Here is a 17028-nt window from a genome sequence, read left to right as displayed (position 1 = left end):
TAGATGGAACGGCGCCGCATAGCGCCAGAATGGCACCATCATGGCGCTAGGTCAACAACCGCTGTGGCGCATGATGGCGCACTAATAGCGGCCCACACCTCCGCTACCGGCGCGCATCGGCTGGGCTACCCGAAACGACGTGGCGCCAATCGGCATGATCCGGCGCCACGCCTCGATGCAGATCGATCAGCGCGCCGCGCAACGCCAACGTCACCGGCCCCGCGTTCCCATCGCCCACCGTGAAATCGCCCGCGGCATCGCCGACCCGACCGATCGGCGCGACGACCGCGGCAGTCCCCGCCGCGAACGCCTCGGTGATCACCCCGGACGCACACCCGTCGCGCCACTGATCGATCGAGATCCGCTCCTCACACACCCGGTATCCGGCCTCGGCGGCCAGGGTGAGCAGCGAATCCCTGGTGACGCCCGCCAGAATGGTGTCGGTGAGTTCGGGCGTCACCACCTCGACCGTGCCGTTCCCGGACCGGACCAGGAACAGGTTCATCCCGCTCAATTCCTCCAGCCAGCGGCGCTCGACCGGATCGAGCCAGACCACCTCCTGAAAACCCGCGGCGGCGGCCCGCTGCTGCGCCATGATCGCCACCGCGTAGTTGCCGGGACATTTGATATTCCCCGTGCCGCCGGGCGCGGCGCGGCACTGATCGCGACACACCGAAACCGCGATCGCGCCGGGATGATCGCCGAAATAGTCGCCGATGATCATCGCCATCATCAGGAAGCGATATTCGTCCGCGGGCGGGAACATCAGATTCGCGTCCGATCCGAACAGCAGCGGACGCAGGTACATGCTGTGCCGCGGATCATCGGAGAGCGCTCCATGATCGGCGGCGACGAGTTCGTCCACCGCGGCGCGGAACAGCCGCTCCGGCACCTCCGGCATCACCATCCGGCGGGCCGAGCGCCGCAAGCGCCGCGCATGCGCGTCGAGGCGGAAGACGGCGACCGAGCCGTCGACGCCGCGATGCGCCTTCAAACCCTCGAAAACGATGTGGCCGTAATGCAATCCGCGCATGGCGGGGTGCATGTCCAGCGTGCCGATCGGCGCGAGCACCGGATCGCCCCACCCGCCGCCCCTGGTGTACGTCGCATGCACCAGGCTGCCGGTGAAGGCGGTCCCGGCGATCGGATCGAGAATCGGCCCAACGGATTTCGCGGCCGCGCCATCGGTGGTCAGCGTCATGACAGCTCCTGCTTCCCGGCGCTCGCCAGCAGTTCGAAATGCGCCAGGATCGTCTCGATCACGTCCCGCGTGCACCGGTTCAGATAGAAGTGGCCGCCGGGAAATGCCTGCACGTCAACCGAACCCCTTGTGTGCCAGCGCCATTCGAGGGCCGAACGGTAGCTGATCGACGGGTCGTCCCGGCCGAACAACACGGTGACCGGCGCGTCGATCTCGCCGGGCCGACCGGTATAGGACGCCATCGCCCGGTAGTCGTCGCGCAGGGCGGGCAGCATGAGCTGCAGTGCCTCCGGATCGGCGAACAGCGTCTCGTCCGTGCCGCCCAGCTCACGCATTTCGGCGACGAGTTCGGCATCGCTCATCCCCGCGTCCGGCGCGCGCCTGCGCGGTCGCGACGGCGGACCGCTGCTCGACGCGAACAATCTGCCGACGACATCGGAGCCTTCGGCCGCAAGCATTCTGGCGACCTCGAAGCCGACGATCGCACCCATGCTGTGGCCGAACAGCACGGTCGGCCGGTCGTCGAGTTCGAGCAGCGCCCGCGCCGCGCCGTGCGCCAACTGCCGGATATCGGTGGCGGGCGGCTCGGATCGCCGCCACTGCCTGCCCGGATATTCGACGGCCACCAGCTCGACGCTCGGCGGGGCCGCCGCCGAGAGCGGCAGCGCGGTGCCCGCCGTACCGCCGGCATGCGGGAAATACACCACCCGGTAGGCCGCCGCCGGTTTGGCGTGGAATACGGTGGTCCAGGCATTGGCCGCCATCAGCTCCCCCTCGTAAACGATTGTGTGCCAAGGTATTCCACGAGGTCATTGGGTGTCGGATAGTCGAAAACCAGCGTCGGCGGCAGTGGCACGCCGGTCGCCTCCGACACCCGGTCGCGCAGTTCGATCGCACCGAGCGAGGTCAGCCCGAGCTCACGGAAATGCGCATCCGGTGCGACGACTTCGGTCGGTGCGAGCGCGAGCACCTCCGCCGTCGCGGTGCAGATCAGGCGCAGCAGATTCGCGGCCGCGGCACCGGTTTCCGGCACTGCGGCGGGAGCCGGGCCGTCGCCGGGCGGCGCGACGACCACCGTTCCCGAACCGAGCGCGACCGCTCGATCGAACAGCCGCAACCACGGCGGCGTGATATCCAAGGGCCGCACCGTGATCGAGAGGCCGGGCAGCGCTGCGGCGGCCCTGGTTTCGGCCAGACCGTCGAGGTATGCGTTGGCCGCGGCGTGCTCCGGCGTGGCCGCGGGCTCGGCGAGGAGAACGAACGCCGAAAGGTCCAGCTGCTTTGTCAGCTCGTGCAGATGCGCGGCGGGATGGGCCGTCGCATCCAGGATCCCGTCGAGATCTGTTGGCGCGGTCGGTGTTACGGCGGCGTGCACGATCGCGCCGAGCCGGATACCGGACCGGTCCAGTTCGTCGAGCAACGCGGCCACCGCAGCTCGATCACCGAGATCGGCTGTGCGCGTCGCTATCTCCGCACCGAGCTGACCGAGTTCCCGGATCAGATCGGCGTCGGGCTGTTTGCCGGGTCCGTCGACGAATACCAGCAACCGCACCCCGTGCGCGCCGACCATGTGCCGGGCGATCGATGCCGTCATCCCACCCGTGAGCAGCACCGCGCGATCGGTCGGCCAGTCCCTGAGCCGCAACACCACCTTGCCCAGATGCCGCGCCTCGGCCATGGTGCGGAAGGCCTGTCGCGCCTCGGTCACATGGCTGACCGTCGTCGGAATCGGGGTCAGGCAGCCCGCCTCGAACAGCTCGATCAGCTCGTCGAGCAGATCACGCACCCCGTCGGGTCCGGGATCGCGAATATCGAAGCGGGAGTAGGCGACACCCGAGTATCCGTCGGCGACCGCGGCCGGGTCGCGCGGATCGGTCTTACCCATATCGAGGAACCGCCCGGCCCGCGCACCCGGCGGCGGCGTGAGCAGCCGCAGCGACGCGTCGGTCAACGGTCCGGCCAGCGAGTTCAGCACCACGTCCATATCCGGCCGCCCGGGCGCATTCGCGCGGAATCGCTCCTCGAACGAGGCATCGCGCGACGACGCGATGTGATCGTCGGGTATGCCGAGTGCGCGCAGCGTCGGCCATTTGCCGGGACTCGCCGTCGCGAAAACCTCCGCGCCGAGCTGTCTGGCCACCTGGATGGCCGCCATCCCGACCGCGCCGGTCGCGGTGTGGATCAGCACCCGTTCACCGGCACGCACCTGTCCGAGTCGCGAAAGTCCGTAGTACGCCGTGAGAAATGCGACGGGCACCGAGGCGGCGTCGGCCAGCGACCAGCCGTCGGGCACCCGCGCGAGCAGCCGGTGATCGCCGATGGCGACCGGGCTCATCTCGTCGAACAGGCCCATCACCCGGTCGCCGGGCCGCAGCCGGTCCACGCCGGGCCCGACCTCGAGCACCACCCCAGCGCCCTCGGCGTTCTGCACGGTCGAATCCTCCGGCGTGCCCGCGCGCGGCGAGACCACACCCAGATTCATCAGCACGTCACGGAAATTCACGCCGGCGGTGTGCAACGCGACCCGCACTTCATGCCGCACCAGCGGCCTGTTCGACCGGGGTGCGACGACGACGGTGATGTCGTCCGGTGCGCCGACCGCCGCATAGTTCAAGCGCCAGAACGGATCCGGCGGCAGTTCCAGCGCGGGCGTCGGCTCTTCGACGAGGTCGGCGCGATACATTCGGCCGCCGCGCACGGCCAGCCGCGATTCATCGCCGAGCAGGGCGCGGCCCAAAACCGCCGCGGCGGCATCGGATCCGTCCTCGTCGACCAGGCAAAGCGGCTGCTCCGCATCGGGTCGCAGCGCGCGGACCATACCCCAGACGGCACGGGCCACCGGGTCGACCGCCCGTGGCTCCGCGTCGACGGATAGCGCGCCCCTCGTGAGGACGACTATCCGGCACCTAGCCAATTCGGTTGCGGCACATACTTGTTGGATCTGCTCGCGCACCTCGGTCAGCACGGTGCGCAGGTCCCCGTCGGCATAGGGCAGCACCACGCAATCCGGCGTGCCGCGGCCCGCCGCACCGAGTGCGGTCAGCAGGCCGATCACATCGGCGTGGATATCGGCGCGCAGGCATTCGCCGAGCCGATCGACCGCGGCGCCCGCACGCTTGGTCAGTACGGCGACCCGTGGCGTATCGCGCATCGATCCGTCGTCGAAAATTGGTGTCCAGGAATACCTTCGGAGCTCAGCACGCTCGCTCGGCGTCGCGGTCGCCCGCACGGTGACGGAATCGATCGCGGCGGCCGGCGCGCCCGCCCGATCGCGTAAGTCCACTCGGTAGTCGTCATCGCCCCGCCGCACAATGCGGACGGTGACATGGGAGACGCCCGGCCGATAGACGCGATATCCCTTCCATGCGACGGGAATTCGCACCGGATCGCCACCGATTGCCGCAGCCGCGGCAATCGCCTGCGTGACGGTGTCGAGTAGCGCGGGATGCAGATCGTAGGACTGCGCCTCGGTAGGCAGCGGCGGAAGCAGTTCGGCCTCCGCACGAATCTCGTTGGCATCGCGGCTCGTCCTGTCCGGCAACCGCAGTGCGGTGAGGCCGCGCAACTCGGGGCCATAATTCAGGCCGACCTCAGCGAGCCTGCGGTAGATCTCGTCGCGGTCGATGGGCGGGTGCGCATTCTGTGTCTCCGGCTCGTACCCCGACCTCATCGGCTGCGTCTCGGAAGTCTCCCCGAGCGCCGCCGTTTCGGTGGTCGGCGCACCACCGGCGTAGCGCACCCAATCCGCGTCTTCGTCCGACTTCGCGTAGACGACAAGCGAATTCGAATCGGGCTCCAGGACCACCCGGACATCGACGCCGCCGGTCGACGGTACCGGCAGCTGGCGCTCGACGGTGAGTTCGGCGACACCGGCGTATCCGGCCTCGACGGCGGCTCGATGCGCCAATTCGAGATGGACCGGCGCGGGCAGGATCGTCCGGCCGCCGACCACATGCGCGGCGAGCCAGGGATGTTCGGCCAGCGCGATCGACCCCGACCAAACGGTCCGATCGGCGTCCGGCACCCCCGCTCCCAGGATCGGATGGCCGAGCCGACCACGCACCGCGGGTGCCGTCGCGGGGGTCAGCCAATACCTGCGACGTTGGAAGGCATAGGTGGGCAAGGGGATTCGTCGGCCGCCCCACGGCGCGACCACCCTCGGCCAATCGATATCGATGCCCGCGACGTGGGCCGCGCCCAGCGCACCCATCAGGGTCAGCGCCTCGGGCCGGTCGCGCCGTTGCAGCGGCACGACGCCGTGTGCGGTGAGCGGCGGATGGTATCCGGCGGATCCGCTCGGGAGGGTGTAGACCGAGCCGTTCGCCGCGGCCCGCACCAGACCGGAAAGCGTGCCGTCCGGGCCGATTTCGACGAAGTTGCCCGCCCCGGCCGATTCGGCCGCGCGCAGACCCGCCGCGAACAGCACCGGTTCGCGCAGCTGCTGCACCCAGTACCTGGCGTCGAGCGGTTCCGTGCCGCCGACCACCCGCCCGGTCACCGTGGAGATCATCCGCAGCTCGGGCTGATGGTAGGTCAATTCGGCGGCGATACCGCCGAATTCGGCGCGGACGGCATCCATCAACGGCGAATGGAATGCCGAACGCACCTCCAGCGCGGTGGTTTTGACGCCCTGCGCGGCGAGCCGGTCCGCGACGGCGCCGACGACATCGGCGGCGCCCGATACGACGATCGACCGGTCACCGTTGACGGCCGCGATCCCGGCCCGGTCCCCGGCACCGGCCAGCGCCCGCTGTACCGCGCCGATCCCGGCTTGGACGGAAACCATCGCGCCCGGTTCGGAAACCGAGCCCATCAGCCGTCCGCGCGCCGCGACCAGGGTCGCGGCATCGTCCAGGGTGAGCACGCCCGCGATATGCGCGGCGACCAACTCCCCCAGCGAATGGCCGAGCACCGTATCCGGGCGCAGCCCCCACGAGTGCACCAGGCGATACAGCGCGACCTCGTAGGCGAACAGCGCGGGCTGCGCGTACGCGGTATCGCGCAGCAGCTCTGCCTCCGGCGAATCCGGCCGCGCGAAAACGATATCCGGCAATGGTCTGGTGAGATGCGATGCAAAGGCGGCGCATACCCGATCGAATGCCTCGGCGAAGGCCGGAAACTGTTGGTACAGTTCGGCACCCATGCCGGGCCGCTGCGTGCCCTGACCCGCGAACAGGAATGTCACACCGGCGCCCGAGGTTTCACGCGGCGCGGCGGTACCGCTATCGGCAAGTGCTGCAAGACTTTCCAGCATGCCGGGCCGATCGGACGCGGTGACCGCCGCCCGATGCGCGAAATGGGTGCGCGCGGTGGCCAGCGTCGTTGCGACGTCGGCGAGCTCCAGCTCCGGCCGCTCGGTCAGCAGCGTATGCAGCCGCCGGGCCTGATCCCGCAGTGCCGGTTCGGTTTTCGCGGAAAGCAGCAGTGGCAGCGGCACCACCGGTCCATGTTCCGGCCGCGCGTCGTCGACCGGATCCGGCGCTTGCTCGACGATCACATGGGCATTGGTCCCCGAAATCCCGAACGAGGAGACGGCGGCCCGGCGCACCCGCGTATCCCGCGGCCACGGCACCGGCTCGGTCAGCAGTCGCACCGGCGCCGCCGCCCAATCCACATGCGGCGTCGGCTCGCTCACGTGCAGGGTGCGCGGCAGCAGCTCGTGCCGCAGCGCCTGCACCATCTTGATCACGCCGCCGACACCCGCCGCGGCCTGTGCGTGCCCGATATTCGATTTCAGCGAGCCGAGCCACAGCGGCCGTTCCCGGTTCCGGCCGTAGGTGGCCAGCACGGCCTGCGCCTCGATCGGGTCGCCCAAACGGGTGCCGGTGCCGTGCGCCTCCACCGCATCCACCTCATCGGGCGTCAATCCGGCCGAGCGCAAAGCCTGTTCGATCACCCGGCGCTGGGCCAGCCCGTTCGGCGCGGTCAGCCCGTTGCTCGCGCCGTCCTGATTGACGGCCGAACCGCGCAGCACCGCCAGCACCGGATGCCCGAGCCGCCGCGCGTCCGACAACCGCTCCACCAGCAGCACGCCGACGCCCTCCGCGGCGCCGGTACCGTTGGCATCCGCCGAGAAGGCCCGGCAGCGCCCGTCCGCGGACAGGCCCTGCTGGCGGGAGAATTCGGCGAAGATGCCCGGCGTCGAAAGCACCGTCACCCCACCGGCGATCGCGAGCGAGCATTCGCCCGACCGCAGCGACCGCGCCGCGAGATGCAGTGCGACAAGCGATGACGAGCACGCGGTGTCCACCGTGATGGCCGGACCTTCCAAGCCCAGCGAATACGCCACCCGCCCGGACAGCACGCTGGCCGCGGTGCCGGTGAGCAGATATCCCGCGGACTCCGGTGTCGGCTGATGGAGCCGGGGCCCGTAATCGATCGAGGACGCGCCGATGAAAACCCCTGTCTCCGAACCGCGCAGCGTCTCGGGCACGATTCCGGCCCGCTCCAACACTTCCCACACCGTTTCCAGCAGCAGCCGCTGCTGCGGATCCATCGCGGCGGCCTCGCGCGGGGAGACGCCGAAGAAGGCCGCGTCGAAAAGGTCTACGCCGCTGACGAATCCGCCCTCCCGCGCATAGCTGGTGCCGATCCCGCGATCGAATAGCGCCGCGAGGTCCCAGCCGCGATCGGCCGGGAACGCGCCGACCGCGTCGACGCCGTCGGCGGCCAACTGCCACAAGCCTTCCGGTGATTCGACGCCGCCCGGATACCGGCAGGCCATCCCGACGATCGCGATCGGATCCCGCTCCGGCGCGGTGACCGCCGCCGGCGCCCGCACCGGCTCGGCCTCGGTGGCAGTACCGACCAGTGCGGCCAAGTGTTCGCTCAGCAGAATGGGCGTCGGATGGTCGAATACCGTGGTCGACGACAGCCGCAGCCCGGTCGCCGCGACCAGCCGATTGCGCAGTTCCACCGCCATCAGCGAGCCGAATCCCAAGTCCCGGAACGTCATTCCGGCGTCGACCGAGCCGCCGCCCGCCACCACGCCGACCTCGGCGAGCACCGACCGCAGCGCGGCGGCCGCGCGCTCGGCGGCGGGCATGGCACGCATCCGCCGCACCCACGCCGAGCTGTCGTCGGGTGTATCCGCGCCCGCCCGGCGCGCGGGCCTGCGGATCAACCCCGACAACACCGGCCGCACCGAGCGCAGCCCGCGCAGCGCCTGCGTATCGAATCGGGCCGCGACGACGGCCGCAAGGTCGGCACCCGTCACCGCGTCGAACAACTCCATCCCGTCGTCGGCGGTGATGGGCAGCACGCCCGCCCGGGCGAGCCTGCGCAGATCGACATCGCCGAGTCCGGCGGCCATGCCGTCCGGCAGCGACCACAGCCCCCAAATACAAGATTTCCCAGGCAAACCCAGCCTGGTGCGCTGCTGGGCGATGGCATCGAGGAATGCGTTGCCCGCCGCGTAATTCGCCTGACCGGCATTGCCCAGCGTGGCCGCGATCGACGAGAACACCAGGAAGGCCCGCAGCGGAAGCTCTTTCGTGAGCTCGTGCAGATTCCACGCCGCGGCCACCTTGGGGCGCAACGCGATATCCACCTGCTCCGGCGTCATCAGCTGCACCGTGGCATCGCGCAACACACCGGCCGCGTGCACCACGGCATCCAGCGGTCCATCCGCGCACACCTCGGCAAGCAGCTCGGCCAACGCGTCGCGATCGGCCGCGTCGCAGGCACGCACCTCGGCCGCCGCGCCGAGTCCGGCCAGTTCGGCTACCACCGCGGCGGAATGCGGGCTGTCCGGGCCGCCCCGCCCGACCAGAATCAGCCTGCGCACACCATGCCTGCGCACCAAATGCTTCGCCACCAGCGTGCCGATCGCCCCGAGCCCACCGGTGATCAGCACCCGGCTTTCCGCATCGAACGGAACGGTCGATGCCGTGGGCTGGTATCGAGTCAATCGCGGTGCCAGCAACCGATTTTCGCGCAGCACGAGCTCCGGCTCGCCACTGTCGAGCGCGCGGGCGAACAGATCCACACTCGCGGTGTCGTCCACATCGAGCAGGACGAATCGATCGGGATGCTCCGACTGAGCCGACCGCAGCAGACCCCAGATCGGCGCGTTGACCAGATCCATTGGGCCGCTGTCAGTTTCGATGCCAACCGCAGCTCGCGTCACGAAGACGAGCCTGCTCCGGGCGAACCGCCGATCGGCAAGCCAAGCCTGCACCAGACCGAGCGCCGCGTGCACCGCAGCGGTGACAGCGGCCGGAACCGCTGCGGCCGTGTCATTTCCAGGTGTGGGGGTCGGAGCAGTGGGCGAACCGTCGCCGGTATCCGCGACCGGAACAACTGCGGCCGTGTCGGTTCCAGGGATGGCCGGAACAGTGGACAAGCCGTCGCCGATATCAGCAGCCGGAACATCTGCAGGCGAACCATCTCCGGCGTCGGCAGCCGGAACCGCGGCCGAGCCGTCTGCGGAAATAGCGGCTGCAACCACTGCGGCCGAACCATTCCCGGGGCCAGCGGCCGAAACCACTCCGGCCAAACCATGCTCGGGGCCATCAGCCGGAACCACTGCGGCCGAACCATCTCCGGCGACGGCGGCCGGAACCGCGGCCGATTCGTTTCCTGGAACAGCAGCCGAAGTCGTTGCGGCCGGCTCAATCCCGGCGGCGATTAGCGGTACGAACACCACCTGCGGGACCGATTCGGCCAGCCCGGCCAGGTCTGCGGCGGCACGAATGCCGTCCAGATCAGATGCGAGCGCGGCTGGGTCGCCGAGCACCGCCCATGTGTCCTTCTCCCGCAACGGGATTCCCGATGCGGCCAGCGGTTCCCAGCCGATCCGGAACAGGCATTGGCGCAGCACTTCGCTGGCGTCGGCGGCTGGGGCGGGCAGCGGGCGCAGTGTCAGTTTTTCGGCGGTGACGACCGGATTGCCGTTCTCGTCCCAGAGCACTGCCGACATCGTTTGGTCGCTCGTGAAGGTCAGTCGGGCGCGCAGCGTGGATGACGGCGCCTCAGCGACTCGTACACCGTGCCAGGCGAAGGGCAGCACCACCCGCCCGGCGGCGGTGGCGCCGTCGAAAGCCGCCATTTGCAGTGCGGCGTCGAGCAGCGCCGGATGCACGTCGTAGCCACGGGTTTCGATATCTTCCGGCAGCGAAAGCGATAGATAGATCGAATCGTTCGCGCGCCACGCGGCCTGTATGCCTTGGAAGGCCGGGCCGTATTCATAGCCGAGATCCGTTAGCCGGTCATAGATTTCGTCGGCGGTCACCGGTTCTCCGGCGGTTGGCCAGGCTATCCGTTCGACCGCGACGGGTTCACCCGGTGCGAGCGCGCCCGTCGCGTGCGCCTGCCAGTCGGACGACGCGGACCGCCGCGAATGCACGGTGAGCTGCCGTCGCCCGTCGGCGTCGGGCGCACCGACCACCAGTTGCAGTTCGAGCCCGCCCTGCTCCGGCACGAAAGCCGGTGTCTGCAAGGTCAATTCGTCGACGACGCGGTAGCCGATGGCCTGCGCCGCATGCGCCGCCGCGGTCAGGAACAGGGTGCCGGGCAACAGCACCATGCCTTCGACGACGTGATCGGCGAGCCAGGGGTGGGTGTCCAGACCGAGGGTGCCGCCGAAGACGATCTCGTCCCGCCCGGCCAGATCGGTCCTGGTATCGAGCACCGGATGCCCGCGTCGCCGCCGGTGCTGCCCGGTGAGCCAGAAGCGTTCGCGCTGAAATGGGTAGGTGGGCAAGGTAATTCGCGGCACACCGAGCATCCGGCCGGTGCCGCCCAGCACCCGGTCGATACTCGCGGTGAACTCGTCGAGCCCGTCGCGACCCCGCCGCACGGTAGCCAGCGCGGCGATCTCGGCGTCCGGCACCGTCTCGGCGATCTGCTCGACCGCGACGGTCAGGATCGGATGCGGGCTCACCTCGACGAACACCCGATGCCCGGCCGCGATCAGCGCGCGCACCGTCGCATCCCAGCGCACCGGCTCCCGCAGGTTCTGCCACCAGTACTCGGCGGTGAGCTCGCGCGTATCGATGACCGCGCCGCGCACCGACGAATAGCAGGCGATATCCGACGGTTCCGGCGTCACGTCCCGCAGCGCGGCCAGCAGGTCCTCGCGCACCACGTCGACGTGCGGGCTGTGCGAGGCATAGTCCATCGCAATGGGTCTCGCGGAAATACCCGCCTCCCGCAGCCGCGCGATCAGCGCCGCGATCGCCGCTCGCCCGCCGGACACGATCGTCTGCACCGGACTGTTCGACCCCGCGACGTACAGGTCCGGATACTCGGCCAGCCACGGTTCGGTCCGCTCGACCGGCAGCGGCACCGAGGCCATCGTTCCGGTGCCGGACAGCGGCTCCATCGTCTTGGCCCGCGCGACACAGATGTACGCGGCATCGGCCAGCGAGATCGCGCCCGAAATATGCGCGGCGGCGATCTCACCCTGCGAATGACCAACTACCGCATCGGGTTCCACGTCGTACGACTGCCACAGCCGGGCCAGGCTCACCATCACCGCGAACAGGATCGGCTGGATCGTCTCGGCATGCCCGAAATCCGCGGCGTCGCCCCGCCGCAACACCTCGACGACGTCGAAATCGACATGTGCGGCCAGCGCGTCGGCGCAGGCCCGCAGATGATGTGCGAACACCGGCGACGAATCGAGCAGCGCCCGCCCCATGCCGACCCACTGCGAACCCTGGCCGGGGAAGACGAAGACGATCCCGCCGCGCCCGGCGGTATCGGCGCGCACCGTCGCCCAGTCGACGCTGCGTCCCGCCAGATAAGCCTGACCGAGCGCCCCGTAGAGGTCGTCGAGCCCGCCCTGTTCCCGGTGCAGCGTCGGCAGCACGGTCGCATCGATATCCGTTGTGCCCGAGGTCTGTTCGAGTGCGACGGTCAGTATCGAATGCGGGCTCGCCTCGATGAACGTGTCGTGCCCCGCCGCGATCAAAGCCCGGACGGTATCGGCCAACCGCACCGGCTCGCGCATATTCCGGCACCAGTATTCGGCCGTCAGCCGGGTGGTGTCGACAACCCCGGCTTCGACGGTGGAATAGAAGGCGATATCCGCTGCCTTCGGCGTCACATCCCGCAGCGCGGCCAGCAGTTCATCGCGCATCGCGTCTATGTGCGGGCAGTGCGAGGCGTAGTCCACCGGAATGGTTTTCGCCTCGACGCCCTCGTCCTGCCAGCGCGCGACCACCTCGCGAACCACGGCCATACCGCCGGAGACGACCGTCTGGAACGGGCTGTTCACGCAGGCCACGTAGATATCGGGGTATTCGGCCAGCCGCTGCGCGACCCGGTCGGCGGGCAGCGGCACCGAGGCCATCGTCCCCGTCCCGGCCAGATCCTGTAGCAGCCGGACCCGGACCGCGCTGATGAACGCCGCATCCGCGAGCGACAGCGCGCCCGCGATATGCGCGGCCGCGATCTCGCCCTGCGAATGACCTACTACCGCATCGGGTTCCACGCCGTACGCCTGCCACAGCCGCGCCAGGCTCACCATCACCGCGAACAGCACCGGCTGGATGATCTCCACCCGCTCGAAATCCGCTGCGTCACCGCGCCGTAGCACCTCGACCACATCGCAGCCGAGATGCGGGGCCAGCGCGTCGGCGCACAGCCGCAGCTGCCGGGCGAACACCGGCGACGCGGCCAGCAGCGCCCGCCCCATGCCGACCCACTGCGAGCCCTGACCCGGGAAGACGAATACGGTGCGCCCGGCATTCGAAACGAGCCGCGGATCCGTTTCCCCGGCGGCGAGCTGCCGCAACGCATCCCGGACCGCAGCCGGTTCGCCCGGCGGAATGGTCACCCGGCAGGGGAAGTGGGTGCGGGTAATCGCAAGGGACGCGGCCAGTTCGGCGATATCGATGCCCGGGTCCGCGGCCAGCGTCGCATCCAGCTGTTGCGCTCGGTCGCGCAGCGCCTGCCGTGTTTTTGCCGAAATCAGCAGCGGCAGCGCTTCATTCGGCCGCACCGGTACGGTCGCCGGTTCCTCGGGCGCCTGCTCGACGATCACATGCGCATTGGTGCCGGATACGCCGAATGACGAAACACCCGCCCTGCGCACCCGATCCCGCCGCGGCCACGGCACCGGCTCGGTCAGCAACCGCATCGGCGCCGACGCCCAATCAATATGTGCGGTGGGCTGTTCCGCGTGCAGCGTCTTCGGCAGCAACTCGTGCCGCAGTGCCAGCACCATCTTGATCACACCGCCGACGCCCGCCGCGGCCTGCGCATGCCCGATATTCGATTTCAGCGAGCCGAGCAGCAGCGGCCGTTCCCGGTCGCGACCGTAGGTGGCCAGCAGCGCGTGCGCCTCGATCGGATCGCCGAGCGCGGTTCCGGTGCCGTGCGCCTCAACCGCGTCGACGTCGGCCGGTGTCAACCCGCCCGAGCGCAGCGCCTGTGCGATGACCTGCCGCTGCGCCGATTCGTTCGGCGCGGTGAGCCCGTTGCTCGCACCGTCCTGATTGACCGCCGACCCGCGCAGCACGGCGAGCACCGGATGCCCGAGCCGCTGCGCGTCCGAAAGCCGTTCCAGCAGAAGTAAACCCACTCCCTCAGCCAGCCCGAACCCGCTCGCGCCCGCGGCGAAGGCTCGGCACCGGCCGTCCGTCGACAGCGCGCCGAGCCGGGAGAATTCGGTGACCATACCGGTCGACGGCAGCACCGTCACCCCGCCGGCCAACGCGAGCCCGCACTCCCCCGAACGCAGCGACAGCGCCGCCTGATGCAGCGCGACCAGCGAGGACGAGCAGGCGGTGTCGATGGTCAGCGCGGGCCCTTCCAGCCCGAACACATACGCCACCCGCCCGGAGGCGACGCTGCTGGTCGTGCCGGTGAACAGCAGGCCGGTCGATTCGCCCGCCTCCGGCAGCCGCGGGCCGTACTCCTGCGCGATGGTGCCGATGAATACGCCGGTTCGGCTGCCGCGCAACGACATCGGGTCCATCGCGGCGCGTTCGAAGGCCTCCCACGCGCATTCCAGCAGCAGCCGCTGCTGCGGATCCATCGCCTGCGCCTCGCGCGGCGCGATACCGAAGAATGCGGCGTCGAATTGGTCGACGTCGCGCAGGAAGCCGCCCTCGCGCACCACGACGGCCGGATCGTCGGCCAGCGCCGCCATATCCCAGCCACGATCGGCCGGGAAGGGCGAAATCGCGTCGACGCCGTCGACGACCACCCGCCACAGATCCTCCGGCGAGCGAATACCACCCGGATAACGGCAGGCCATCGCGACGATCGCGATCGGCTCATCGCTCGGCGCCGGGGCGGCCGGGACGGGTTCATCCACCGGCGTGCCAGCGGACAATGCGACCAGGTGCGCCGCGAGCAGATCGGGGGTCGGGTGGTCGAATACGACCGTTGTCGGCAGCCGCAGACCGGTCAACGCGCTCAACCGGTTTCGCAATTCGACGGCCAGCAGCGAGCCGAAACCCAAATCCCGGAACGTCGAGGTGGGGTCGGCCGTTTCGTCGCCGAGTATGGCGGCGATCTCGGTGCGCACGGCGTCGCGCAATTCGGCCGCCGTGCGCGGTCTCGGCGAATCCTTCTGCACGGCCCCGTCTTCGGTGGCCGACCACCAGTGGTCCTCACCTTGGAAGGCGTAGAGCGGAAGGTCGACGAACTCGGGCGACCCACCGCCGAATGCCGTATCCATCGCGATCATTCCCGCGGGCAGATCCCGCGGCTCGATCGAAGCGAGGGCGGCAGGCGCGCGCAGCAATTCGGCGATTTCGCTCGCAGACAAGCTCGCAGCGATGTTTCCCGCCTCGGTCGGGGCGTGCGCGTGCAGTACGGTATCGGCCGTTGACCCATCCTCACGCGGGCCGCCCGCCTCGGCTGAGGCGAAATCCGCTGGCGCACGCGGTGACTCGGCCGTGACTCCGTCAGCAGGCAAGTCGCGCGGACCGTGACCATCAGCCGCGGAAGGCGATTCGGTAGGCCGACCAGTCACGAAGACGGGTATCCGAGGCTCGGCGAGTGTCTCCAGTCGGGCGTCGTCGCGCGACGCGAGACCCACCGCCTCCCGCAGCGACAACGCCCCCGCGGCGACCGCGGCGACCAGCAGCGACACCGATCCTGCCGCGCGAAAGCCAGCCGGATCGATGCCGTGACCCCGCCAGAACTCGACGAGTGCGGCCAATATCGTGAAATGCACCGGCCGCGAGACCGATTCCGGTTCACCCGCCAGCACGTCGTACAGCACCGACCGGCCGAGGACCGGTTCGACCGCCGCGGCGCGGGCCGCCAGCTGTTCGCGGAACAGAGCCGAACGCGCCAGCAGCCGCGCCGCCAACCGGGCAGCGCCGGACGGATCCTCGGCCAGCTCGAATACGATCCGGTCCACCACGCCGGTCCGCGTGCCGTCGGCCACCTCCCGCAGCAGCGGCCCCGCCGTCGCGACCGAATCCGCGAGCACGATCGCCCGGTACTCCATCGCCTCCCGGGTAGCCACCAGCGAATACGCGAGATCTTCAGGCCGCGAAGCATTTTCGGCCAGTTGCTCGACCAGGCGGTGCGCCTGCGCCCGCAGCGCCCGATCGCCGCGCGCCGACAGCACCCATGGCAGCATCCGCGCGGACGCGACCGGGCCGGATTCCCGATTCCTGGCCAGCGCCGCAGGCGGCTCGGCAAGTACGACATGGCAATTGGTGCCGCCGACGCTGAACGACGAGACACCGGCGATCCGTTCGGCGCCGGTATCCGGCCACGGCGTCGGCGCGGTCTGCACCTCCACCGGCAGTTCGTCGAAAGGTATTGCCGGATTCGGGTTTTCGAAATGCAAGCTGGCGGGCAGCACACCGTGCGACACCGCGAGCGCCGTCTTCACCACGCCGATCGCGCCCGCGGCGCCCTCCAGGTGACCGATATTCGTCTTCGTCGAACCGACCCGCAGCGCGGGACGCCCGGTGCGATCCGCACCGAAGACCAGGCCCAGCGCCTCGGCCTCGATCGGATCGCCGACCCGGGTCCCGGTGCCGTGCAATTCCACATACTGCACCGCGGCCGGTTCGATACCGGCACGCCGATGCGCCGCCCGCAGCACCTCGGCCTGTGCCCGCGCATTCGGCACCACCAATCCGACGCCGGTGCCGTCGTGGTTGACGGCGCTGCCGCGGATCACCGCGTAGACCCGGTCGCCGTCGGCGCGAGCCGCGGCGAGCCGCTTCAGCACCACGAACGCCGCGCCCTCACCGCGGACGTAGCCGTCGGCCGCCGCGTCGAAGGTGCGCACCCGGCCCGCGTCGGACAGCCCGCCGAAACCCTCGGCGATCCGCGCGCTCTGCTCGCTCGGATTCAGCTGCACACCACCCGCGACGGCGAGCCGCGACTCGCCGGATCGCACACTGGCACAAGCCAAATGGATCGCGGCCAACGAGGACGCCTGGCCCGCGTCGATGGTGAGGCTCGGACCGTGCCAGTCGAGGTGATGCGATACCCGGTTCGCGATCACGCTGCGATGCAGCCCGGTCATCGCGTGCTGCGGCATCGCCCGCTTCGAATCATCCAGCAGTGCAAGGTAATCGCTCGCGCACACGCCGATGAACACGCCCGCGGCACTGCCTCGCAGCACCGCGGGCGCGATACCGGCGTCCTCCAGCGCCTGCCAGCTCAGTTCCAGCGTCAATCGCTGCTGCGGATCCATCGAATCCGCCTCGTGCGGCGCGATTCCGAAGAACGCGGCATCGAATCTGCGCACCCGCGCGAGCCGTCGGTCCCGTGGCGTGCCCGCGCCGGTCGCGTCGACACCGTCGCGCAACAGCCGCCAGTACTCGGCCACCGACTCCGCTCCGGGCACCCGGCACGCCATACCGACGATCGCAACCTCGTCAGCCACCTGAACTCCTCTT

At 69.7% G+C, this 17028-nt stretch carries 3 protein-coding genes; all 3 read right to left on the bottom strand.

The window, feature by feature from the left end:
* Window positions 1-103: 103 nt before the first annotated feature.
* From LGY53_RS12555 to LGY53_RS12545, 3 genes are read right to left on the bottom strand one after another with little or no spacing between them, the layout of a single operon-like run.
* Window positions 104-1201, bottom strand: a complete 1098-nt coding sequence (locus tag LGY53_RS12555) for a branched-chain amino acid aminotransferase (RefSeq protein WP_225726854.1) — start codon at window positions 1199-1201, stop codon at window positions 104-106.
* Window positions 1198-1965 carry a thioesterase II family protein gene (locus tag LGY53_RS12550; RefSeq protein ID WP_225726853.1) on the bottom strand — a complete coding sequence of 256 codons (768 nt, stop codon included), beginning with the start codon at window positions 1963-1965 and terminating at the stop codon, window positions 1198-1200. The genes LGY53_RS12555 and LGY53_RS12550 overlap by 4 nt, the downstream gene beginning before the upstream one ends.
* Complete coding sequence (locus tag LGY53_RS12545) at window positions 1965-17015, bottom strand: SDR family NAD(P)-dependent oxidoreductase (RefSeq protein WP_308102876.1); 15051 nt, start codon at window positions 17013-17015, stop codon at window positions 1965-1967. The genes LGY53_RS12550 and LGY53_RS12545 overlap by 1 nt, the downstream gene beginning before the upstream one ends.
* Between the last annotated feature and the right edge of the window lie 13 nt (window positions 17016-17028).

The sequence above is a fragment of the Nocardia sp. JCM 34519.1 genome, from assembly GCF_020361265.1.
GTDB classification, from domain to species: domain Bacteria; phylum Actinomycetota; class Actinomycetes; order Mycobacteriales; family Mycobacteriaceae; genus Nocardia; species Nocardia arthritidis_A.
The sequence above is the reverse complement of the archived record's forward strand: the minus strand, read 5'-3'. Positions and strand labels throughout refer to the sequence as shown.